This window comes from Actinomyces sp. AC-20-1 (genome assembly GCF_023369555.1).
Classification (GTDB): domain Bacteria; phylum Actinomycetota; class Actinomycetes; order Actinomycetales; family Actinomycetaceae; genus Actinomyces.
Window position 1 is genome coordinate 44,496 of the sequence record NZ_JACJVC010000006.1, and the last position, 22,322, is coordinate 66,817.

General features: G+C 73.8%; 20 protein-coding genes and 1 tRNA gene. 4 read left to right on the top strand and 17 right to left on the bottom strand.

Annotated elements, in window-relative coordinates:
- Positions 1 to 195: 195 nt before the first annotated feature.
- Positions 196 to 2,898 carry a DNA polymerase I gene (gene polA, locus H6X67_RS05095; protein WP_249368767.1) on the bottom strand — a complete coding sequence of 901 codons (2,703 nt, stop codon included), beginning with the start codon at positions 2,896 to 2,898 and terminating at the stop codon, positions 196 to 198.
- Between the two features lie 101 nt (positions 2,899 to 2,999).
- Between polA and H6X67_RS05100 the strand changes: the two genes are divergently transcribed.
- The gene (locus H6X67_RS05100) at positions 3,000 to 3,539 is read left to right on the top strand and encodes a PaaI family thioesterase (RefSeq protein WP_249368761.1); all 540 of its coding nucleotides are present in this window, start codon (positions 3,000 to 3,002) and stop codon (positions 3,537 to 3,539) included.
- Positions 3,540 to 3,558: 19 nt separating this feature from the next.
- Here the strand turns inward: H6X67_RS05100 and H6X67_RS05105 are convergent, their stop codons facing one another.
- Entirely contained in the window at positions 3,559 to 4,161 is a 603-nt protein-coding gene (locus tag H6X67_RS05105) for an ANTAR domain-containing response regulator (RefSeq protein WP_250649043.1), read from the bottom strand.
- A gap of 90 nt (positions 4,162 to 4,251) precedes the next feature.
- On the opposite strand from H6X67_RS05105, the gene H6X67_RS05110 reads away from it, so the two are divergent.
- Positions 4,252 to 4,325 (top strand) — tRNA-Leu (locus H6X67_RS05110).
- A 137-nt stretch (positions 4,326 to 4,462) separates the two neighbouring features.
- On the opposite strand, the gene pyk is transcribed toward H6X67_RS05110, so the two are convergent.
- The 13 genes from pyk to H6X67_RS05175 all read right to left on the bottom strand — a co-directional run bounded on the left by pyk (position 4,463) and on the right by H6X67_RS05175 (position 18,556).
- Positions 4,463 to 5,893 (bottom strand): pyruvate kinase, encoded by a 1,431-nt coding sequence (gene pyk / locus H6X67_RS05115; protein WP_249368759.1) that lies wholly within the window; start codon positions 5,891 to 5,893, stop codon positions 4,463 to 4,465.
- A gap of 71 nt (positions 5,894 to 5,964) precedes the next feature.
- Positions 5,965 to 6,879 carry a prolipoprotein diacylglyceryl transferase gene (gene lgt, locus H6X67_RS05120; protein ID WP_249368758.1) on the bottom strand — a complete coding sequence of 305 codons (915 nt, stop codon included), beginning with the start codon at positions 6,877 to 6,879 and terminating at the stop codon, positions 5,965 to 5,967.
- Positions 6,880 to 7,704 carry an indole-3-glycerol phosphate synthase TrpC gene (locus H6X67_RS05125; protein WP_249368757.1) on the bottom strand — a complete coding sequence of 275 codons (825 nt, stop codon included), beginning with the start codon at positions 7,702 to 7,704 and terminating at the stop codon, positions 6,880 to 6,882. It abuts the gene before it with no gap.
- 93 nt (positions 7,705 to 7,797) lie between these two features.
- The gene (hisI, locus tag H6X67_RS05130; protein ID WP_249368756.1) at positions 7,798 to 8,175 is read right to left on the bottom strand and encodes a phosphoribosyl-AMP cyclohydrolase; all 378 of its coding nucleotides are present in this window, start codon (positions 8,173 to 8,175) and stop codon (positions 7,798 to 7,800) included.
- Positions 8,176 to 8,224: 49 nt separating this feature from the next.
- A complete protein-coding gene (gene hisF, locus H6X67_RS05135) occupies positions 8,225 to 8,995 on the bottom strand; it encodes an imidazole glycerol phosphate synthase subunit HisF (RefSeq protein ID WP_249368755.1) in 771 nt (256 codons plus the stop codon).
- A 108-nt stretch (positions 8,996 to 9,103) separates the two neighbouring features.
- A complete protein-coding gene (locus tag H6X67_RS05140) occupies positions 9,104 to 10,414 on the bottom strand; it encodes a hypothetical protein (protein ID WP_249368754.1) in 1,311 nt (436 codons plus the stop codon).
- A gap of 49 nt (positions 10,415 to 10,463) precedes the next feature.
- The gene (gene pafA / locus H6X67_RS05145; RefSeq protein ID WP_249368753.1) at positions 10,464 to 11,888 is read right to left on the bottom strand and encodes a Pup--protein ligase; all 1,425 of its coding nucleotides are present in this window, start codon (positions 11,886 to 11,888) and stop codon (positions 10,464 to 10,466) included.
- A gap of 1 nt (position 11,889) precedes the next feature.
- A complete protein-coding gene (locus tag H6X67_RS05150; protein WP_249368752.1) occupies positions 11,890 to 12,075 on the bottom strand; it encodes a ubiquitin-like protein Pup in 186 nt (61 codons plus the stop codon).
- A gap of 47 nt (positions 12,076 to 12,122) precedes the next feature.
- A complete protein-coding gene (locus tag H6X67_RS05155; RefSeq protein WP_249435471.1) occupies positions 12,123 to 13,826 on the bottom strand; it encodes a proteasome accessory factor PafA2 family protein in 1,704 nt (567 codons plus the stop codon).
- 80 nt (positions 13,827 to 13,906) lie between these two features.
- Complete coding sequence (gene arc, locus H6X67_RS05160; RefSeq protein ID WP_249435465.1) at positions 13,907 to 15,703, bottom strand: proteasome ATPase; 1,797 nt, start codon at positions 15,701 to 15,703, stop codon at positions 13,907 to 13,909.
- Positions 15,696 to 16,730: a tRNA (adenine-N1)-methyltransferase gene (locus tag H6X67_RS05165; protein WP_249369009.1), complete on the bottom strand. Its 1,035-nt coding sequence runs from the start codon at positions 16,728 to 16,730 to the stop codon at positions 15,696 to 15,698. The genes arc and H6X67_RS05165 overlap by 8 nt, the downstream gene beginning before the upstream one ends.
- A 355-nt stretch (positions 16,731 to 17,085) precedes the next feature.
- Entirely contained in the window at positions 17,086 to 17,406 is a 321-nt protein-coding gene (locus H6X67_RS05170; protein WP_249368997.1) for a DUF6290 family protein, read from the bottom strand.
- A gap of 31 nt (positions 17,407 to 17,437) precedes the next feature.
- Positions 17,438 to 18,556 carry a site-2 protease family protein gene (locus H6X67_RS05175; protein WP_249368998.1) on the bottom strand — a complete coding sequence of 373 codons (1,119 nt, stop codon included), beginning with the start codon at positions 18,554 to 18,556 and terminating at the stop codon, positions 17,438 to 17,440.
- A 167-nt stretch (positions 18,557 to 18,723) separates the two neighbouring features.
- Between H6X67_RS05175 and H6X67_RS05180 the strand changes: the two genes are divergently transcribed.
- Positions 18,724 to 19,629: a RecB family exonuclease gene (locus H6X67_RS05180; RefSeq protein ID WP_249368999.1), complete on the top strand. Its 906-nt coding sequence runs from the start codon at positions 18,724 to 18,726 to the stop codon at positions 19,627 to 19,629.
- A 38-nt stretch (positions 19,630 to 19,667) separates the two neighbouring features.
- A complete protein-coding gene (locus H6X67_RS05185; RefSeq protein ID WP_249369000.1) occupies positions 19,668 to 20,627 on the top strand; it encodes an aldo/keto reductase in 960 nt (319 codons plus the stop codon).
- A 117-nt stretch (positions 20,628 to 20,744) separates the two neighbouring features.
- Here H6X67_RS05185 and H6X67_RS05190 read toward each other — a convergent pair whose 3' ends face one another.
- Entirely contained in the window at positions 20,745 to 21,014 is a 270-nt protein-coding gene (locus H6X67_RS05190; protein WP_249369001.1) for a DNA primase, read from the bottom strand.
- 122 nt (positions 21,015 to 21,136) lie between these two features.
- Positions 21,137 to 22,234 carry an NAD(P)/FAD-dependent oxidoreductase gene (locus tag H6X67_RS05195; RefSeq protein ID WP_249369002.1) on the bottom strand — a complete coding sequence of 366 codons (1,098 nt, stop codon included), beginning with the start codon at positions 22,232 to 22,234 and terminating at the stop codon, positions 21,137 to 21,139.
- Positions 22,235 to 22,322 lie beyond the last annotated feature (88 nt).

Below are 22,322 nucleotides of genomic sequence, written 5' to 3' on the forward strand. Positions count from 1 at the left end.
CACCGCTGCGCGGTGGGGCCCTCACGGGCGCCCAGGGGCGCACCTACAGGACTCTACCAGCACCGTCCCAGCGGAAGAACCTGGCGGTTCCGACGAACAAGGCCCGGCCTGTCATGTCATCAGTCACATGCGGCGCCGCGGCGCGGGGCCCGCGGCCGACGGGCAGGACCTCGGACCCGCCCGGCCGCCCGGGCCTCAGTGGGCGGCCTCGCGCCAGGTGCGCCCCAGCCCGACCGACACGTCCAGCGGCACGGACAGGTCCGCGGCCCCCGGCATCATCCGCCTCACGACCTCCTCGACGGCACCGGCCTCCCCCGGGGCCACCTCGAGCAGGAGCTCGTCGTGGATCTGCAGGAGGATCCGGGAGGCGAGCCCCAGCTCCTCGAGGCGGTCGGCGACGTCGATCATCGCCTTCTTGACGATGTCCGCGGCGCTGCCCTGGATGGGGGCGTTGAGGGCGGCCCGCTCGGCCATCTCTCGGCGCTGTCGGTTGTCGCTCGTGAGGTCCGGCAGGTAGCGGCGACGGCCGAGCATGGTCTCGGTGTAGCCGTCGCGCCGGGCCTGCTCGACCACGTCCTCGAGGTAGTCGTGCACCTTGCCGAAGCGGTCGAAGTAGGCGTCGCGCAGGTCCGTCGCCTCGGCGTTGCCGATGCCCAGCTGCTTGGCCAGGCCGAAGGTGGACAGGCCGTAGGCCAGGCCGTAGCTCATGGCCTTGACGTGGCTGCGCTGCTGGGCGGTGACGTCCTCGACGTCGATGCCGTGCACGAGGGCGGCGACGTAGCGGTGCAGGTCCTCGCCCGAGCGGAAGGCCTCGACGAGGGCCTCGTCACCGGACAGGTGGGCCATGATGCGCATCTCGATCTGGGAGTAGTCCGCGGTGAGCAGGCACTCGTAGCCCCGGCCCACGGTGAAGGCCTCGCGGATGCGCATCCCCTCCTCGGCGCGGGCCGGGATGTTCTGCAGGTTGGGGTCCGTCGAGGACAGGCGGCCGGTGGCTGCGACGGTCTGCTGGAAGGTCGTGTGGACGCGGCCGTCGGGCAGGACCGCCTTGCGCAGGCCCTCGACGGTCTGGCGCAGCTTGATGGCGTCGCGGTGCTCGAGCAGGTGCTGGAGGAAGGGGTGGCCGGTCTTGGCGTACAGGTCCGCCAGGGCCCCGGCGTCCGTGGTGTAGCCCGTCTTGGTGCGGCGTGTGCGCGGCATCCCGAGCTCGTCGAAGAGGACGGTCTGGAGCTGCTTGGGGCTGGAGAGGTTGACCTCGTGCCCGGCCGCCTCGTAGGCGGACTCGGCGGCGCGGGTGACACGGGCGTCGAGCTCGCTCTCGCGCTCGGCCAGGACCGCGTCGTCGACGGCGATGCCCGCGTCCTCCATCTGGGCCAGGCGGGCGGCGACGGGCATCTCCAGGTCAGTGTAGAGCTGTGCGACGCCGCGCGCGGCCATCTGCGCGTCAAGGGCCTCCTGCAGCGGCAGGAGGATGCCGGCGCGGCGGGCGCAGGCGAGCAGCTGGGTCGGGGCGGCGTCGTCGTCGGCCAGCGCCTCGAGGTCGAAGGCGGACTGCTCCTCGCCCGCCGAGGGCGCCGCCTCGTGCCCCGGGGCGTCGAGGTCGATGCCGAGCCAGCGCTGGGCGAGGGAGGCGACGTCGTAGGCGCGCTGCTCGGGGCGGCACAGGTAGCCGGCGAGCGAGGGGTCGGCGACGACGCCGTCGAGGTCGAGGCCCCGGGCGCGCAGGGCGTGCCACACGCCCTTGGCGTCCGCGACCACCTTGGGGTGGTCCGGGTCCGCCAGCAGCTCGGCCAGCTCGGACTCGTCGTCGACACTGAGCTCGGCCAGGTCGACGGCCAGCGCCCGGCGCCCGTCGGTGACGGCCAGCAGGCGGGCGTCGCCCTGCCCGGGCAGGAGCGTGCCGACGACGTCGAGGCCGAGCAGGACACCGGCGTCACCGAGGTGGCGGTGGATCCAGCGGCCGACGTCGCCGGGCTGGAGGTCCCGGCCGAGGACGTCGGTGGTGGGGCCGGTGAGGGCGTCGTCGTCGGTCCCGCCGGGCGCCGCGGAGTCGGAGAAGGTGAGCACGCGCTGGGCGCGCTGGGCGAGGGTGCGGAACTCGAGGGACTCCATGACGCGGGACAGGGCGGCGCGGTCGGCGCCGCCGGCGGCGAGGTCGGCGGCGGGGTCGATGCCGAGGTCGAGGTCCGTCAGCAGGCGGTTGAGCCTGCGGTTGCGCAGGACGTCGTCGAGGTGCTCGCGCAGGGACTGGCCGGCCTTGCCGGTGATCTGCTCGGCGTGAGCGATGACGCCCTCGAGGCCGTCGTAGAGGTTGATCCACTTCGCGGCGGTCTTGGGGCCCACCCCGGGCACGCCCGGCAGGTTGTCGCTCGTCTCGCCGACGAGGGCTGCCAGGTGCGGGTAGCGCTGCGGGGGCACGCCGTAACGCTCCTCGACCTCCGCGGGGGTCATGCGGCGCAGGGTGGACACGCCCTTGACCGGGTACAGGACGGTGCAGCGGTCGGTGACGGTCTGGAAGGAGTCGCGGTCGCCGGAGCACACCAGCACCTCCATCCCCTGCTCCTGGGCCCGTGCGGCCAGGGTGGCGAGGATGTCGTCGGCCTCGTAGCCGGGGGCCGTGACGGTGCGCACCCCCATGGCGGCCAGCACGTCCTGGATGAGCTCGACCTGGCCGGCGAAGGGCTCCGGGGTGGCGTCACGGGTGGCCTTGTAACCGCTGTACTCCTGGGTGCGGAAGGTGCCGCCCGCCAGGTCGAAGGCGACGGCGACGTGCGTGGGCCCCTCGTTCTCCATCAGGGACAGGAACATGGAGGTGAAGCCGTGGACCGCGTTGGTGGCCTGGCCGGTGGAGGTGGTGAAGGAGTCCACCGGCAGCGCGTAGTAGGCGCGGAAGGCCATCGAGTGGCCGTCGATGAGCAGGAGCCGGCCACGCGGCTCGGGGCTGGGCGTGTCGGCGGTCGGGGTGGTCTTGGTGGTGCTCACCGTGCCAGCCTACGGGCATGAGCGATGAGGACGTCCTGGCCGCCCCCTCCCCCGCCGAGCCGCCGGCCGGCGTCGAGGCCCCGGTGGCCTTCCCGGTGCACGGCACGCGCCCTTTCCCCGCCCCGCGGCCGGCCGGCTCGGCCGTCTCGGCGCCCAGCGCCGTGAGGGCGGGCCTGGAGGCCTGGGAGCAGGGCACGCTCATGACGACGCTCGGGATGGAGGTGGTCGAGCGCGGGCGCGAGCGGGTCGTCGTGCGGATGCCGGTGCGCGGGGCCACCCAGGTGGTGGGGATCCTGCACGGCGGGGCCAGCGCGGCGCTCATCGAGACGGCGGCCTCCGTGGCGGCCCGGCAGTCCGCGCCTGAGGGCACGGTGCCCGCGGGGGCGGAGCTGCACGTCTCCCACCTGCGGCCGGTGCGGGCGGGGCACGTGACGGCCGTGGCGGTGCCGGTGCACCAGGGGCGGCGCACGGCGGTTCACGAGGTGACGGTCAGTGACGACGAGGGGCGCACCGTCGCCCGGGGGACCTTGCGCAGCCTCTACACCGAGGTCGGCTGAGGCTCCTCCCGGCCCCGGCTCACTCCTTGCCGCCGCCGACCTGCTCGATGACGGCGTCGGCGACCTCGCGCATGGTGAGGCGGCGGTTCATGGAGGTCTTCTGCAGCCAGCGGAAGGCCTCGGGCTCGGTCTGGCCCATCTTCTCCATGAGCAGGCCCTTGGCGCGGTCCACGCGCTTGCGGGTCTCGAAGCGCTCCTGCAGGTCCGCGATCTCGTTCTCCAGGGACTGCAGCTCCTCGTGGCGGCAGGCGGCGATCTCCACGGCGGGGATGAGGTCCGCGGGGGTGAAGGGCTTGACGACGTAGGCCATGGCGCCCGCGGCGCTCGCGCGCTCCACGAGGTCGGTCTGGGAGAAGGCGGTGAGCATGACGACGGCGACGGAGTGCTTGTCGAGGATCCTCTCCGCCGCGGTGATGCCGTCCATGACGGGCATCTTGACGTCCATGACGCACAGGTCGGGCTCGAGCTCGTCGACGAGGCGCACGGCCTCCTCTCCGTCGCTGGCCTCTCCGACGACCTCGTAACCGGCCTCGGTCAGGGTCTCGACGATGTCCAGGCGGATGAGGGTCTCGTCCTCAGCGACGACGACTCGGCGGCTGGTGGTGGACTCGGGGGCGCTCATGGACTCGTTGCTCACGGGGCAACCTTAGTATGCTCGGGCGCGCTGCGTGCAGGACGGCGGCCGGCCCTGCCGTCCCAGACGCGCGGCAGGGCCCCCGTAGCCCAACTGGCAGAGGCATCCGACTCAAAATCGGAGGGTTGTGGGTTCGAGTCCCACCGGGGGCACGTTCTCGCCCGGCACCCCAGCGACTGGGGTGCCGGGCGAGTCGTCTATGGCCACCTCCTGCTGCTGACGGGCGTCAGCATGGCGAGGGCCCCCTACCGGCGTCCTGCCGGCACGGGGCCCTTTTCGCGTGTGCGTCTCAGATCCGGTAGTCGCCGGTCTCTCCCACGGTGTGCACGCGGATGGAGTTGGTGGAGCCGGGGGTGCCCGGCGGCATGCCGGCGACGATGATGATCTGGTCTCCCGGCTGGGCGAGCGACTTCTCCTGCAGGACCTCGTCGACCTGCGCGACCATCTCGTCGGTGTGGCGGACCTCGGGGGTCTCGTAGGTGGACACGCCCCAGGACACGGAGAGCTGGTTGCGGGTCGTGCTCAGCGGGGTGAAGGCCAGCAGCGGGATGGGAGAGCGCAGGCGTGACAGGCGTCGGGCGGTGTCGCCGGACTGCGTGAAGGTCACGAGGTAGGTGGCGTCGAGCTGCTCGCCCATCTCCGCGGCTGCGCGGGTGAGGGCGCCGCCACGGGTCTGCGGGTAGGAGCCGAGGCCGGCGATGCGCTCGCCGCCGTTCTCCTCGACGTTCTCGATGATGCGGGCCATGGTGCGCACGGCCTCGATGGGGTAGGCGCCCACGCTCGTCTCACCGGAGAGCATGACGGCGTCCGCGCCGTCGAGGATCGCGTTGGCGCAGTCGGAGGCCTCGGCGCGCGTGGGGCGCGGGTTCTGGATCATCGACTCGAGCACCTGGGTGGCGACGATGACCGGCTTGGCCTGACGGCGGGCGAGCTCGATGGCGCGCTTCTGGACGAGCGGCACGGCCTCGAGGGGCATCTCGACGCCGAGGTCGCCACGGGCCACCATGATGCCGTCGAAGGCGGAGACGATGTCGAGCAGGTTGTCGACGGCCTGCGGCTTCTCGATCTTGGCGATGACGGGGATGCGCACGCCGACCTCGTCCATGATCTCGTGGACGTCGGCGATGTCGTTGGCGTCGCGCACGAAGGACAGGGCGATGAGGTCGGCGCCGATCCTCAGGGCCCAGCGCAGGTCGTCGCGGTCCTTCTCGCTCAGGGCCGGGACGGAGACGGCGACGCCGGGCAGGTTGATGCCCTTGTTGTTGGACACGTAGCCGGGGACCTCGACGCGGGTGACGACGTCGGTGTCGGTGACGGCGGTCACGCGCACGGCGACGTTGCCGTCGTCGATGAGGAGGCGGTCGCCGGGGCGGCAGTCGCCGGGCAGGCCCTTGAAGGTGGTGGAGCAGCGCTTGACCGTGCCGAGGACGTCCTCGGTGGTGATCGTGAACTCGTCGCCCTTGTTGAGCATGACCTTCTGGTCGTTGACGAAGGTGCCCAGGCGGATCTTGGGGCCCTGGAGGTCGACGAGGATGGCGACCGACCGGCCGGAGGCCTCAGCGGCGTCGCGCACACGTGCGATGAGGACCTCCTGGTCCTCCGCACGGCCGTGGGAGCGGTTGATACGGCAGACGTTCATGCCCGCGTCGACCAGCGCCTGAACCTGCTCCGGGGAGTCGGTCGCGGGGCCGAGGGTGCACACGATCTTGGCTCTACGCATGGTCTCAGCCTACGGGACCGGGAAGCCAGAATCGAAGCGGTGCGAGCAGCACCGTGACGTTGGGACCTTCGTCACGCGGACGGGGGCGCCTCCGCCTCGACGACCTCCTCGGCCGGGTCCTGCCGGGCCCCCTCCCGGGCGATGACGTCGCTGGGCGGGCGGCGGGAGGCGACGACGTAGCCGACCAGTCCGATGAGCCCGACGACGACCGAGGTCCACACGTTCAGGCGCAGCCCGAGCACGTGCTCGGCCTCGTCGATGCGCAGGTACTCGATCCACACGCGCCCGCAGGCGTAGACCATGAGGTACGCCCAGATGAGCCGGCCCCCGACGGCGCCGTCGCGCGCACGCAGCCGCCTCTCGAGCCACAGGAGGAAGGCGGCGCCCGCGAGGTTCCACAGCGCCTCGTACAGGAAGGTCGGGTGGAAGAGCGTGCCGGAGGCGAAGCCGGCGGGCAGGTGGGCGTCGTCGATCTCCAGCCCCCAGGGCAGCGTCGTCGGCGCCCCGAAGAGCTCCTGGTTGAACCAGTTGCCGAGCCGGCCGATGGCCTGGGCGACGAGGAAGGCCGGGGCGACGGAGTCCGCGAAGGGCCCAAGCCTCAGGTCCCGCCGGTGCAGCAGCCAGGCGCCGGCGGCGATGCCCGCGGGGATCGCCCCCCACACGCCCAGGCCGCCGCGCCAGATCTGCGGGATGAGGGACAGGTCCCCGTCGGGCCCGAAGTACGCGTCCGGTGAGGACAGCACGTGGTAGACCCGGGCCCCGATGATGCCCAGGGGCACGGACAGCAGCGCGATGTCGTAGGTCGTGTCCTCGTCCCCGCCGCGGGCCCGGTAGCGCCGGTGGGTCCACCAGGCGGCGACGAAGATGCCGGTGAGCATGCAGAAGGCGTAGGCGCGCAGCGGGACGGGCCCCAGGTGCCACACGCCCTGCGAGGGGCTGGGGATGGACGTCGCCAAGGCGGCGACGGCAGCGTCAATGGGGTGCACTCACAGGGCCTCTCGGTGGACAGCGTTGAGCAGGGAGGGGTGGGAGCCGGCGGCGACGAGCTCGGCGACGGACTGCTGGGGGTCGGCGGAGCGGATGAGCGCCTCGCCGACGAGCACGACGTCCGCCCCGGTCCTCGCGTAGGTCATGACGTCGCGCGCGCCCGCGACCCCGCCTCCGGCGATGCGGATGACGGAGGAGGGCAGCAGCTCGGCGACCTGCTCGAAGCGCGAGCGGTCCACGCGGCGCGAGGCGGGGTCGCGGGCGTCGACGAAGATCGCGCGGGCACCGGCCTCGACGGCGGTCAGGGCCTCACAGCGCGAGTGGGCCTCGACGACGGCGAGCATGCCCAGCGAGTGCGTGCGCTCGATGAGCGACTCCAGGACGATCGTCTCCAGGCGGGCGTCCAGCATGAGCAGGTCGGCGCCGTGGGCGCGCGCCTCGTGGACCTGGTAGGGGGTGACGACGACGTCGTTGACCATGACGGGCACGTCCACGGCCCGGCGCACGGCGTCGAGGTCCGCGAGGTCCCCGTGGGCGTGGGTGGGCTCGGTGACCACGGAGACGCAGGCCGCGCCCCCGGCCTCGTAGAAGCGGGCGAGCACGGCGACGTCGCCGACGCCGCTGAGGTCGGCGAAGGTGGCGGTGGCGCGCTTGACCTCGGCGATGACGGAGACGGCGCGCCCCTGGGAGCGCAGGGCCCTGGCGGCGTCGGCGCTGCTGGGGACCTGGCGGGCGGCCTCGCGCAGGGCGTCGAGGCTCACGCGCTGCTCGCGCTCGGCGACGGCGGCGCGGGCCGCAGCGGCGAGCTCGGGGAAGTCGATCACGGTGCACCTCCTCGGGAGACGGCGACGTCCTGCGCTCCCATCGTCCTCGGTGGCGCCTCGGCCTGGCAAATCCGTCCCCCGGCCGGGTGGGGCTCAGGCGCGGGTGCCGACGGCGGCCCCCAGGTCCCCTCCGGTGAGGAAGCAGGTGCGTGCTCCCGTGTGGCAGGCGGCCCCGACCTGGTCGACCTCGACGAGCAGGGCGTCGCCGTCGCAGTCCAGGCTCACCGACCTGACGTACTGGTAGTGGCCGGAGGTGTCGCCCTTGCGCCAGTACTCCTGGCGCGAGCGCGACCAGAAGGTCACGCGCCCCTCGGTGAGGGTGCGGCGCAGGGCCTCGTCGTCCATCCAGCCGAGCATGAGGACCTCGCGGGTGTCGTGCTGCTGGATGATCGCGGCGACGAGGCCGTGCTCGTCGCGCTTGAGGCGGGCGGCGATCGCGGGGGCGAGCCCGGTGGGGGCGTGGTCGGTCACGGAGCGGTCTCCTTGGTCGGTGCGTCGGTGCGTCGGTCCGGGGCGGGTGTCAGCGCACGGGGTGGCCGGCGGCGCGCAGGGCGGCCTTGGCCTCGCCGACGGTCATAGTGCCGTAGTGGAAGACACTGGCGGCCAGGACGGCGTCGGCACCGTGGTCCGCGGCCACGGCGAAGTCCTCAGGGCGTCCGGCGCCCCCGGAGGCGATGAGCGGCACGCCCACCCGGCAGCGGACGTCGTCGAGCATCTCGAGGTCGAAGCCGCCGGTGACGCCGTCGGCGTCCATGGAGTTGAGGAGGATCTCCCCGGCGCCCAGCTCGCAGGCGCGCACGGCCCACTCGACGGCGTCGATGCCGGTGGAGCGCCGGCCGCCGTGGGTGGTGACCTCGTAGCCGGAGGGGGTGCTCACGCCCTCGGGGCAGCGGCGGGCGTCGACGCTCAGGACGATGACCTGGGCACCGAAGCGCCGGGAGACCTCGGTCAGCAGCTCGGGGCGGGCGATGGCGGCGGTGTTGATCCCGACCTTGTCGGCGCCGGCCGCGAGCAGGGTGGCGACGTCGTCGACGCTGCGCACTCCCCCGCCGACGGTCAGCGGCACGAAGACCTGCTCCGCGGTGGCGGAGACGACGTCGAGCATCGTGGCCCGGCCCTCTGAGGAGGCCGAGACGTCCAGGAAGGTGATCTCGTCGGCGCCCTGCTCGTCGTAGCGGCGGGCGAGCTCGACGGGGTCGCCGGCGTCCCTCAGCCCCTGGAAGTTGACGCCCTTGACGACGCGGCCGTCCTTGACGTCGAGGCAGGGGATGACGCGCACGGCGACGCTCATGGGTGCTCCTGTCGTTCCGCCGGCGCCCGTGCGGTGGGCGCGCCCTCGGCTCGCGGTCAGGGTAGCGCGCCGGCGACGGCAGCCTGCCGACGTGTCCAGCGCCCTGTCCTAGGAGCCGGTGGGGGTGGCCGAGGGGGTCACGCGCACGACCTCGGGGCTGGCGGTGGGGCTGGGCGCGTCGCTGACGTCGGTGAGCGCGTCCTCGGAGACGACGGCGAGGACGTCGATGACGACGGCGACCGGCTCCTCCCCACGGGCCTGGTCCGCCGGCAAGGACAGGACGACGCGTGAGCCGACCGTGACGTCGACGAGCAGTGAGGAGATGCCCGTGAGGGTGTCCGTCATCTGGATCGTGCCCGGTGCGACGTCCCAGCCGTAGCTGTCCGTGCGCACTGTGGCGTCGTTCCACGAGACCGTCTGGTAGCGGGCGACGACGGTGTCGGTGGAGGACACCTGGGGCCCGTCGCCCTCGATGAGCACGGCGGCCCTCGGACGGGTGGGGGCCGCGAGGCCGTTGAGGGAGACCGACATGGTGCCGTCCGGGTCGAGGACGGCGAGCGGCGTGCCCTCGGGCGGCTCACGGGTGGTCCCGTTGGCGCTCGTGCGCAGGACGTCGACGACGGTGATCTCGGTGCAGAGGCTGCCGTCCGCCGCCTCGGCGGGGGCGCGCAGCACGAGGCGGGTGCCCTCGGTGGTGCCCTCGACCGCGCTGGCGAGCACCTGCCCCACCTGGGAGGCTTCGAGCAGGCCCCGGTAGAGCCGCGTGCCTGCGGCGGTGCCGGTGGTGTTGGTGCCGTCGGTGCCGTTGAAGACCGAGACGGACAGCAGGACCGCGTCCCCGCTGCTGACGGTGCGGCCGTCGCCCTCGAGGAGGACGTCGGTGAGGACGTCGGCGGGGGGCGCGGCCGAGGCCAGCAGGGAGACGACGGGTGTCGAGCCGAGCCGCCCGGCGACCTCGAGCACGTCGGTGAGGGGGGCGTCGGAGCCGACGGCGGGCAGTGACGCGGTGGCCGAGCCGAGGGTGGCGAAGGCGGTGTCCCCGGAGAGCCCACCGCCGCGGTGGGCCAGGCCGAGGGGGACGAGGACGACGGCCAGGACCGCGAGGACGGCGAGCGCGACGGCGGCCTTGCCACGCGGGCGGGGGCGGCCGAGGGTGGCGCCGATGGCGCGCTGGGCTCCGGTGACGGCGGGAGGCTCAGTCGGATCAGTCGGGGCAGTGGCGGCCCCGGGAGCCGGCTCCGGCCCGGCCTGGCGGGTGCGCTCGGCCTCCACCTGACGGGCTCGCTCGAGCTCGCGCAGACGCTTGCGGGTCATGGGCCTGCCATCGGGCGCAGGAGCGGGTAGCACGGGCCCGGCCTCCACGGGCAGCGTGGCGTCGCTGGGCACGGCGGTGCCCGGGGTCGTCTCGTCGTCAGTCATGAGGTCACCGAGTATGTCAGACGTCCACTGTCACGGCCCGTGCCGCCCCTCAGACGCCGGCGGGCACCTGCCCGTCCCGGGCCGCGGCCAGGGCGTCCATCGTCTCCAGCAGGGCGTCGACCCGCGCGTCGGTTGCGGCGAGGGGGTCGCGCAGGGCGACCGGGGCCGTGCGCCCGTCGTCCAGCTTGAGGTTGACCCAGTCCGCGGTGAGGTCGAGGCGCAGGTCCTCGGCCCGGCCGATGGCGGTGCCGCGCAGGTGGGCCCGGGTGGTGGCCGGCGGGACCCGCGTGGCGGTCTCGCAGGCGGCCTCGGGGACCCAGCGTCGCAGCAGGCCGGCGGCCTCCAGGCGTCCGCGCAGCCCGTCGGTGGCGGACACGTCGTGGTAGGCCAGCGCCAGGCGGGCGACCCGGGGGTCGTCCAGGCCGGCTCCTGCGCGCTGCGCGTAGCGGGTGAGCAGCTGGTGCTTGGCAGCCCAGTCCAGCTCGGTGGCGACGTCCTGGGGACGCTGGTGGCGCACGGCGCTCAGGCCCCGCTCCCACAGGTCCAGGACGTCGCGGTGCAGCGGCGTCAGGTCGCTGCCGTGCCCGTGCCGGCTCACGCGCGCCAGGTGCTCCTCCTGCAGGTCGAGGGGGGTGATGGTGCGCCCGTCCGCGAGCTCGAGGAGCACGGTGCCGGTGAGGTCGTGGCAGGTGTCGCGGATCGCGCGCATGGGCTGGGAGAGCTGGAGGTCCGTGAGGGAGCCGCCCTCCTCGAGGTAGGACAGCAGCAGGTCCATCTGCCCGGTCTTGAGCAGCGTGGAGCCCTGGGCGATGTTCGAGTCCCCGACGATGACGTGCATGCGCCGGTAGCGCTCGGCGTCGGCGTGGGGCTCGTCGCGGGTGTTGATGAGGGGGCGCGAGCGGGTGGTGGCGGAGGAGACGGCGTCCTCCATCTGGTCGGCGCGCTGGGAGAAGACGTAGCGCGCGCCGCTGCCGTCCGGCGCGTCCATGACGTGCCCGGCGCCGACGAGGACCTGGCGGGTGACGAGGTGGGCCACGAGGGTGCGGGCGTCGTTCCAGAAGCCTCCGCGACGTCGCACGAGGTAGTTCTCGTGGCAGCCGAAGCCACTGCCCTGGGCGTCGAGGTTGTTCTTGAGCAGGTGGATGCGGCCGGGCACGCCCTGCTCGGTCAGGCGGTCGTTGGCCTGCTGCGCCAGGCGCGCCATGCGGATCTCACCGGCCCGGTCCTGGGCGAGCAGGTCCTCGAGGCGGTCGCACTCGGCGGTGGCGTACTCGGGGTGGGAGCCGACGTCGAGGTAGAGACGGGCGCCGGAGCGGGTGAAGACGTTGGAGGAGCGGCCCCGGGCGACGACGGGGGCGAAGAGCTCGCGGGCGGCGTGGTCCGCGTCGAGCGGCGGCACTCCCCCGGTGGTGGAGGCGCAGGTGATGCCGTACTCCGTCTCGATGCCGATGACGCGACGCGCCGGGGCCGTCACGTCACTCGCCGCCCTTCTGCACGAAGCCCTGGACGAAGGCGGCGGCGTTGGTCTCCAGGACGGCGTCGATCTCGTCGAGGATGTCGTCGACGCCGGTGACCTGGACCTGGCCGGCGGTGGCGGGGCCGAGGTCGCCCGTGTCCTCGGCGGGGCCGCCGGTGGGCTGGATCTGCTCGTTGAGGCTCATGGGGTCAGTCTTCCTCCGGTGGTGGTGCGGGGCCCAATCGGGTCGGGTCAGTCGGTGGCGGGACGCGCGGCGGCGTGCAGCACCTCGAGCAGCGCCCGGGCCCGGTCCTCGTCGCAGGCGACGTCGGGCAGCGCCAGACGCAGCAGGCTCCCACGGCCGGGCACGTCGAGGACGAGGCTCGTCCAGGACGCGGCGACGACCTCGGGCGTGCCGGCCACGGCCCGGCCGCGCACGGTGGCCCGTGTGCCGGACGGGGGCTCGTCCGCAGCCCGCTCGACCTCGGCGTCGGTCACCAGGCGCCGGGTGCGCCCGGCGGCGATGAGCCTCTCCGCGATCCCCTTGCCGGCGCGCAGGTCCGCCCACTGGATGTCGAGGGCCGCCAGGCGCTCGTCGTCCCAGCCGGTGGCGGTGCGCGCGCGCAGGGCCTCGCACAGCTGCTTCTTCGCGACCCACTCGACGTCACGGGCCACGACGGCGGTCGCGTCCGCCTCCTCGGGTGTGCCGAGGGCGGCCGCGTAGGCCTCGAGCCCGTTCAGCACCTCGGCCCACAGGGCGAGGGCGGCACGGGTGTCCGGTCCGGTGAAGGCTCCTGCCCGCGCGTCCTGCTCGACGGCCGTGCGCACGAGGCCAAGATAGCGGCGCTGGATGGCGAGGGCGGTCAGGGGCCCGCAGGCGGTCGCGAGCTCGTGGGTCAGGCTCGTGTCGTGCGACATGGCCCAGTGCTCCTCGACGGGGTCGCGCACGAGCTCGAGGTCGGCCAGGCCCGTGAGCGCGCCGAGGTCCTCACCGCGGGCGTGGGCGCGCTCGAGGTACCACAGCAGGAGGCTGGTGGTGGCGACCTTGAGGTACACGGGTGCGTCGAGGCGGTTGGCGTCGCCGTTGATGACGTGCAGGCGGCGCCAGCGGGCGGCGTCGGCGTGCGGCTCGTCACGGGTGTTGACGATGGGCCGGTTGAAGGTGGTCTGCAGGCCGACGTCGGTCTGCACGTAGTCGGCCCGCTGGCTGATCTGGAAGCCGGCGCGCTCGGAGCGCTGGCCAACGCCCACCCGCCCGGCGCCGGCGATGACGGGGCGTGTGACGAGGAAGGGGATGAGGGCGGCGACCAGCAGGTCGAAGGGCAGGTCGCGGCGCACGAGGTAGCTCTCGTGGGAGCCGTAGGCGGCCCCCTTGCCGTCGACGTTGTTCTTGTAGAGCACGACCTCCTCGGCCCGCGCGCCGTCGTCGCCCTGGGACAGGGCGGTCATGGCGCGCCGGGCGACGACCTCCCCGGCCCGGTCCCAGGTGAGGGCGTCCAGGGGGGTGAGGACCTCCGGTGAGGAGTACTCGGGGTGGGCGTGGTCGACGTACAGGCGCGCGCCGTTGGCCAGGACCGCCGTCGTGGCGCGCGGCAGGGCGGCCTCGGCGTCGCTGGGGCGGGGGCGGGCGCCCCAGGGGGCGGGTGGCAGGTCCTCGGCGGCCTCGCCGGAGGGCGCCGGGCGCGTGGGGTCGTCGGTGAGCATGGAGGGGTGGGCGCTGGCGCGCTCGAGGTGGCCGCCGCGCAGGTCGGCCAGCGGGTCCTCGCCCTCGTAGTCCCAGCGCACGGCCGGCACCGGGGCGCCGTCGGCACCGGTCAGGCCCGGGCGGGAGACGGTGGCGTAGGCGGCGACGACGCGGGCGGACATGGCGACGGCGTTGGCGTAGGGGTTGCCCGGCTGCAGGACCCCGTACTCGGTCTCGAGGCCGACGGCGCGGTGGACGGGCTCGGTCACCACTGCGCCTCCGGCCGCCTGCACGGGCGCCTCCGGCTGGGTCTTCGCCGTCGTCTCGGTGTGCGGCGCGGTGGACGAGCTGCTCACACCTGCTCCTTCCGGCGGGCCGTGTCGATCCCCAGGCGCCGCACGGCGCGGATGGACTCGCCGCGGTGGGCGACGACGCGCGCCCACCCCTCGGGGTTGGTGGCCCCGGTGATCTCCTCGTTCTGGCGGGCCTCAGTGGCCACGGCCGCGAGCAGGGCCGCGGTGGACAGGCCGCCGGGGCCGCCGGCGAGCTCGTCCTTGACGGCCTGGGTCTTGGCCCGCCGCACGACGGCGGCGAGCATGGCGCCGCTGGCGAGGTCCGCCAGGTACAGGGTGCCGGTGGCGCCGGAGGCGTAGGTGATCTCCAGGACCGCGTTGGCGGGCGTGCGCGCGTACAGGGCCCCGACGGCGGCCCGGCACATGTCCTGGGCGGTGGCCCGGGCGTCGCCGTCGTGGGCGGCGAGCTCGGCGGGGTCCAGCGGGAGGTCGGCGGTCAGGTGGCGCGACATGATCTCGAGGGCGCCGACGGCGTCGGGCCGGTCGATGCGGATCTTCACGTCCAGACGGCCCGGCCGCAGGATGGCGGGGTCGATCATGTCCTCGCGGTTGGAGGCGCCGATGATGACGACGTTGCGCAGGGACTCCACGCCGTCGATCTCGGCGAGCACCTGGGGGACGATCATCGTCTCGACGTCGGAGGACACGCCCGTGCCGCGGGTGCGGAACAGGGCCTCCATCTCGTCGAAGAAGATGACGACGGGACGGTCCTCGGCGGCGACCTTGCGGGCCTGCTCGAAGATCGCGCGGATCTGCCTCTCGGTCTCGCCCACGAACTTGCTCAGCAGCTCGGGTCCCTTGATGTTGAGGAAGGCGGCCGAGCGGCCCGAGGCCGCACCGCCGGCGCTGTCGGCCAGGGAGGTGGCCACGGCCTTGGCGATGAGGGTCTTGCCGCAGCCGGGGGGCCCGTACAGCAGGACTCCCTTGGGGGCGCGCAGCCCGTAGGAGCGGTACAGCCCGGGGTGGCGGAAGGGCAGCTCGAGGGCGTCGCGGATCTCCTCGATCTGGGGGCCGAGGCCTCCGATGTCCTCCCAGGAGACGTCCGGGGTCTCGGCGACGACGAGCTGCTCGACGCTCGTGCGCTCCACGCGCCCGGTGGCGACGTCGGCCCGCAGGTCGGCGGCGAGCGTGTCCCCCGGCTGGAGGGCGGCGGGGTCCAGGTGCCCGGCGAGGGTGAGCACGCGGGTGGCGCCGGAGCCGGTGGTGACCAGGGCGCGCGCTCCGGCCCGTCCGGGGGCCAGGACCTCGTCGAGGATGACGGCCTCTCCGGTGTCGGGGGCGGGCAGGGTGTCGACGACGAGCATCTGGTCGTTGACGGCGACGAGCTGGCCGACGCTGAGGCGGGAGGCCTCGAGGCCGGGGTGCAGGCCCAGGCGCATGGTGCGCCCGCCGAGGGCGACCTCGACCTCTGCGGGGCTCTCGAGGGGCGCAGCGTCGGTGTCAACGCAGGCGTGGGAGGCCGCGTGCCCGGGGTCGGTTGGTGCGGGGGCCCGCGTGTGCCGGGCGGCCTCGGCACACGCGGCCGGCAGGGCGGTGAGCAGGGCGAGGGTGACCGGCGGGAGGGTGACGGCGTCGAGCTGGGTGGCCAGCTCGGTGATCTGCTCGCGCGCCGCGGTCAGGGCCGTGACCAGCCGCTCGTTCTTGGCGGCGAGGCTCACGGCCTCGGCGCGGGCCTCGCGCAGCTGGTGGGAGGTGAAGGAGGGCGAGGGCGTGCCCAGGTCCTGCGGGGCGGCGGGCACCTCGGGTGGGGTGGTGGGCCGGGGACGGGCCGGCTGGTGGTGCTGGGACTCAGGCATCGCCGTCGGGCTCCTCGTCATCCGGGGTGCCGCTGAGGACGGGGGTGGCGTCCAGGGGCTGCTTGGCGAGGCTGTCGCGCAGGACGCGTCGGACCTTGCGGTCCGTGCTCGTGCGCTCCTTGACGTCCTCAGGCAGCCAGTAGCCGCCCTCGTCATAGGCGCCGCGGGCGGGCGGGCGCTTGCGGGTCAGCGGCGTGGAGCCGGCGGCCAGGCGGCGGGCGGTGAGCAGGAAACCCGTGTGGGCGACCATTGTGTGGTCCGGGCGCACGGACAGGCCGTCGACGTTCCAGGTGCGCACCATCGACTCCCAGGAGGCGGGCTCGGTGAACAGCGCAGAGTGCCGCAGCGCCTCGACGGTGCGCGAGAGCTGGGTGGTGGTGGCGACGTAGGCGAGGAGGACGCCTCCGGGCACGAGCACGCGGGCGCTCTCGGCGATGTTCTCCCAGGGCGCGAGCATGTCCAGGACGACGCGGTCGACGCTCGCGCCGGCGACGCGGGCGGCGGTGACCTCGGCGAAGTCCCCGGTGCGCAGCTCCCAGGCGGGGTGGTGGCGGCCGAACCAGGAGTCGACGTTGGAGGCGGCGATCTGGGCGAAGTCGGTGCGTCGCTCGATGGACAGCAGGTGGCCGCTCTCCCCGATGGCGGACAGGAGGTTCATCGTCAGGGCGCCGGAGCCGACGCCGGCCTCGAGCACGCGGGCGCCGGGGAAGATGTCGCCCAGCGCGATGACCTGGCCGGAGTCCTTGGCGTAGACGACCTGGGCGCCGCGGGGCATGGACAGGACGTAGTCGGCCAGCAGGGGGCGCAGGAGGAGGAGCTCGTGGCCGGAGGCGGTGGTCAGGACGGTTCCCTCGTCGAGGCCGACGACGTCGCGGTGGTGGAAGGAGCCTCGACCGGACTGGAAGTAGCCGCGGGGGTCGAGCTGGAAGGTGTGCCTGGCGCCCTTGACGTCCGTGACCTGGACGCGCTCGCCGTAGCGGAAGGGGCCGCGTCTCCCGGCCTGGCCCAGGACGTCCTGGGTGAGCATGCGCGGGGGCAGCGTGGGCATGGCCTGCTTGGGTGAGGTCGGGTCCTGCTCGTCGTAGCGCGCGGGCGCTGTGGGGACGACCACCGTGTCCTGGGCGGGGTCGTAGGCGGGGGACGGCGCCTCGTGGCCGGTCTGCTGCTCTTCACTCATCGCAGGGCAGTGTAGTGAGCGGGACCTGGGCCCTGCTGCGGTGTCCACGGTGGAAGGGGCGGGCCCCAGTCCGGGCGCGCTCCGGTAGAGTCCTCCAGTTCCCCTAGAAGCCCGATCCCCAGGAGGCCTGCGTGGCGCTCACACGCCCGGTCCAGCCGGTGCCCGACGACGTCGCCGCCCTTCTCGAGAAACGTGGCTTGCGTGGTCACTCGACGACGACGGACTCCAGCACGTCGAGGTCGGCGCGTACGCGGCGCAGCAGCGCCCGCGCGTCCGTGCCCTCCTCAAGGGCCGACAGGAGAATGGTCCTGGCGAAGGCGGAGAGCGTGGTACCGCGCCGCTGCGCCGCCTGACGCAGCCGCTCAAGCTCGTCATCGTTCATGCGCACCTGCAGCGTCTGAGTGCGCGCGCTGCCGTGCGTGACGACGACGTGAGCGGGTAAGGGTGAGTCCTCCGCCATGAAGCGCTCGGTCTCGAGGGCCCGTTCACTCTCACGGGCCAGGGCGGCAACGGTCTCAGCTGTCATGGGCATCAGTATCAGCCTCCTGAAAGAGCACTCACCGGGCGCCGGTGGGCACCGCCCCGAGGACCGTGCCGCCCTCGACGACGAGCAGCCAGCGCGAGAGGCTGCGGGCCGCCTGGAGCGCGGCAGCGGCCTGCTCCCCCGTCAGCTGGCTGGTAACGGCGCGCGCGGGCAGGGCCGTGCACACCTGGCCGGCGGTGGCGGCGTGCTCGTCCAGCAACCCGAGCTCATCCAGGCCAACGGCGTCAACGGTGCCGAGGAGTCGGACGCCGTCGGAGACGAGCACGAGCCGGGCGCCGTCGGACAGGATGGCACGCACCCGGCTCACGGGTGCTGCAGCATTGACGGTGGCGACGGGCTGAAGGAGGCGGCGCAGGTCGAGGCGCGCTGCGGCACGGCTCCGGCGCCCCAGCCCCAGGACCCTCCAGCAGGTGGAGGCGATGGGCCAGGCCACGAGGACGACGAGCATGAGGTTGAAGGCCTCCGGCTGGCGGTGCAGGAGCACCAGGGGGCGCAGCACCCAGTACCAGGCGATGAGGGCGACGACGCCGAGCCCGCCCCAGGCGGCGGCCCGCAGACCCAGACGACGGCGTCCGCTCACCTGCTCCACCAGCGCGGCCAGGGCGTGCCCGCCGTCGAGCGGAAGCCCGGGCAGGGCGTTGAAGACCGCCAGGGCGAGGTTGACCCAGGTCAGGGCCCACAGGGTGAAGGAGATCCCCAGGGGCAGGTCGAGGGACCGCTGGGCCCAACCGCACAGGGCCCACAGCACGAGGTTGGTCGCCGGCCCCGCCAGGGAGGTCAGCGCGTCCTTCCAGGGCCGCCAGCCGGTGGCGGCGCCGAAGGTCGTGCGCCCGCCCCACAGGTGCAGCTGGTACAGGACCGGACGGCGGCCCAGGAGGGTGCCGGTCAGCCCGTGCGCGAGCTCGTGGAGCAGGACGCTCACGGCCACGCCCATGACGGTGAGGACGACGACGCCGATGACGGTGCCCCAGCCGAGCGCACCGAGGCTGGACTGGACCAGCGGCAGCCAGGAGCCGGCGAGGAGCAGTCCCAGCAGCAGGGAGGTGGGGGCGACGACGACGGGGGCCCCGCCGACCGTGCCGAGGACCCATCCCCGGGCGCTGGTTCGTGCGGGTCGCTGCGTGGAGGTCATGACGGGGAGCCTAATGGTGACACGGGCGGGACAGCCGCACCGGTCTGCCCGGGCCCCGCACCGGGCGAGCAAGGACGGGCGTGCGCCGGGCTCCACAGCAGCGCGGGGTGAGGCCGCGCACGCCCGGGCTGGGGAGCCGTGCCAGCGCGTCAGGATAGGTTCGTGGTGTGAGCACGACGAGCGAGACGACGAGCGACAGGCCCCGGGCCACCGGCCCCGGTGCCCGCAGACCCACGGCCCGCGGCCCGAGGCGCACCGCCCTGTCGCCGTCGCGGGCGAAGGACTTCCTGCAGTGCCCGCTCATGTTCCGTCTGCGCACGGTGGACCACCTGCCCGAGCCCGGCTCCCTGGCCACGCACAAGGGCACGCTCGTGCACGCGGTGCTGGAGCGGCTCTACGACCTGCCCGCGCCCGAGCGCCGCCCGGAGGCGGCCCTGGGCATGCTGCCCGCGCAGTGGCAGGCCCACAGGGAGAGGAACCCTGTGGTCATGGACCTCTTCGAGTCCCCCGAGCAGGTCGAGCCGTGGCTGGAGGAGGCGCGGGCTCTCCTGCGCTCCTACTTCACGATGGAGAACCCCACACGGCTGGAGCCCGCCGAGCGCGAGCTCTTCGTCGAAGTCGAGACCGAGGGGGGCCTGCTGCTGCGGGGCTTCGTCGACCGCCTGGACGTCGCCCCAGACGGGGCGATGCGCGTGGTCGACTACAAGACCGGCCGCTCCCCCGCGCCGCGCTTCCAGGAGGAGGCGCTGTTCCAGATGCGCTTCTACGCGCTCGTGCTGCTGCGCCTGCGCGGCCAGGCGCCCCGGCGCCTCCAGCTGCTCTACCTGCGCGACGGGCGCACCCTCACCCACGACCCGCGCCCGGGCGAGCTCGACTCGGCGCAGACACGCCTGGAGCGCATCTGGGACGAGGTCGAGGACTGCGCCTCACGGGGCGAGTTCGCGCCGCAGCGCTCACGACTGTGCGACTGGTGCGCCTTCCAGTCCTCCTGCCCGCTCTTCGGGGGCACGACCCCGCCCCTGCCCGAGGAGGGCGTCGCGCAGCTGCTCACGGCGCGCCGCCCGGCCGCCTGATCGGCCGGGGAGCGCCGCCACTCGCCTACGGTGGGCCCATGGAGCATCGCAGACTGGGCCGTACCGGCCTGAGGGTCTCGTCGGTCGGCCTGGGCACGATGACCTGGGGGCGGGACACGGACGAGATCGAGGCCCGTGACCAGCTCGACGTCTTCCTCGACGCGGGCGGCACGCTCCTGGACACGGCCGCCTCCTACTGCGAGGGCCTGAGTGAGGAGGTCATCGGCTCGCTCCTGCGCGAGCACGTCGACCGCCAGGACGTCGTGCTCGTGTCGAAGGCCGGCGTGCGCACCTGGCGCACCGGGGACCGGCCCGCGGCCGCGGACGCCTCGCGCGGCACCCTGCTGGACACGCTCGACGCCTCCCTGCGCCGTCTGGGCACCGACCACCTCGACCTGTGGCTCGTGCAGGTGCCGGACGCCACCACCCCGATGGAGGAGACGGTGGACGCCCTGCGCCTGGCGGTGTCCTCGGGCCGTGCCCGTTACGTGGGCGTGTCGAACCACCCGGCCTGGGCCAGCGTGCACGCGGCGGACCTGCTGCGCGAGCACACGGGTCCCGGCATGGCGGCGGTGGAGGTCGAGCACTCGCTGCTGGCGCGCGGCGCCGAGCGCGAGATCCTGCCCGCGGCCGGAGCCCTGGGCTTCGGGGTCATCGGCTACGCCCCGCTGGGGCGCGGGGTCCTGTCCGGCAAGTACCGGGCGACGGTCCCGGCGGACTCGCGCGGAGCCTCACCGCACCTGCGCTCCTACGTGGCCCCCTACCTCCAGCCCGGACGCGAGGGCGTGGTCGAGGCCGTGGCGACGGCGGCGGCGGGCCTGGACCGCAAGCCCGTGGAGGTGGCACTGGCCTGGGCCCGCGAGGCCCCGGGGGTCGCCTCGACCGTCGTCGGGGCCCGCACGCCCGCCCAGCTGCAGGGGGCGCTGGCGTCCGAGGACCTGGTGCTTCCCGCGCAGATCCGCCACGCGCTCGACGACGTCACCGCCCTGCCTGCCTGACCTGTCCCAGGCGGTCAGCGGCGTGCCCGCGGGGCGGGCGGCCCCGCCGCGCCGGGTGACAGCTGAGGGGCCCGCACCGATGGTGCGGACCCCTCAGGTCAGGACGGGCGCGTGGGCTCAGTCCTCGTCGTCGTAGTCCTCGTCCTCATCATCGTCGTAGTCGGCGTCGTCGTAGTCGTCGTCCTCGTCGGCGTCGACGATGTCGAAGGGCAGCTCGATGCCGTGGGCCGTGAAGAGGGCGTCGTCGTATGTGAAGAAGGCGTCCTGGAGGGTGTTCTCCGCGGCGACGACCGCGGGTGAGAGCTCATCGCCTGCGGCTGCGGCGTCCAGGTGCGCCTCGAAGGCGGCGATGAGTCGGTTGAGCGCGGACCGCGGGTCATTCGTCATGCCGTCAGAATACCGGCACGAGCGCCGCCCGCGTCCAGACCAGGGGTCCGGGCACGGGCGGCGGGGCACCGGGGCCGGGCGCACACCCCGACGGCGCTCAGCCGTCAGCGCGCCCAGCGGGCTCACTCCTCGAGCCCGAGCTCCTTGGTGATGTAGCCCAGGAACAGGTCCTCGCCCTTGAAGCGGGCGGTCTCCTCGGGGCCGACGACGACACGCACGCCGTCGCGCAGGACCTGGGAGGCGCCGCCGTCGGGGCCCAGCGGCAGCACGACGAGCTCGGGCTGGGGCTGGTAGGTGGCCGTGGCCTCACCGCCGGCGATGAGGGAGCGAATGTTCTCGGCCACGACCTTGGCGTGGGCGCGGGCGGCGTCAGCGCGCTTGGACTCGCGCACGTCGGTGATGTCGCCGACGGCCCACACGCCCGGGTGGTCGACGACGCGCAGGTGGTCGTCCACGCGGATCGTGCCGTTGTAGTGGCGGATGTCGTCGTAGTCGTCGCCGAGGAAGCCCGTGGCGGCGGACGAGCCCCAGGCGCGGAACCACATGTCCGCCTCGAGACGACGCCCCCCGGTGGTGGGCACGCGGAACGGGGAGAGCACGCCCGGGTCCACCGGGGGCAGGGCGGCGAGCGTCTGGCCGGTGAGGACCTCGACCCCGCGCTGCTCGAGCTGGAAGCGGATGGCCTGGCGCAGCTCGGGCTTGTAGTCCTTGGCAGCGAGGATGTCCTCGGCGGCCTCGAGGAGGATGACCTCGACGTCGGGGAAGGCGGAGGTGATCTCGCCGACGAGCTCGATGCCGACGTCGCCGCCGCCGACGACGAGGACACGGCCGGCCTGCTCGAGGTTGGTGTGCATGCGCTCGATGCGGGCCTTGGCGACCACGGAGGAGGACTCCAGGTGCTTTGCCGGGAAGGGGTAGACGGTGCCGGTGGCCAGGACGAGGTGGTCGGCCTCGATGGGGCCGACTCCCCCGGAGACCTCAACGGTGGTGCCCTTGACGGCCAGGGCGGTGCCGTGGACGACGCGGCCGCGGGTCAGCAGGCGGTCGTAGGGCATGAAGATCTTCTCGGCCCACTCGCGGTCCACGGCGGCGCGCAGGGCGGCGGCGTGGTTGACGAAGGTGTCCTTCTGCTCGACGAGGGTGACCTCGGCGACGTCGTCGAGGGCCTTGGCGACGGTGATTCCGCCGTAGCCGCCTCCGACGATGGTGACGCGAACCATGGTGTTCCTTCCAGTCCTGGGCTGAGATCGTGGTCCTGGTGGCGCGCACGCCGCGCGTGCGGGCAGGGCCGGTCCGGGCGACAGTGTA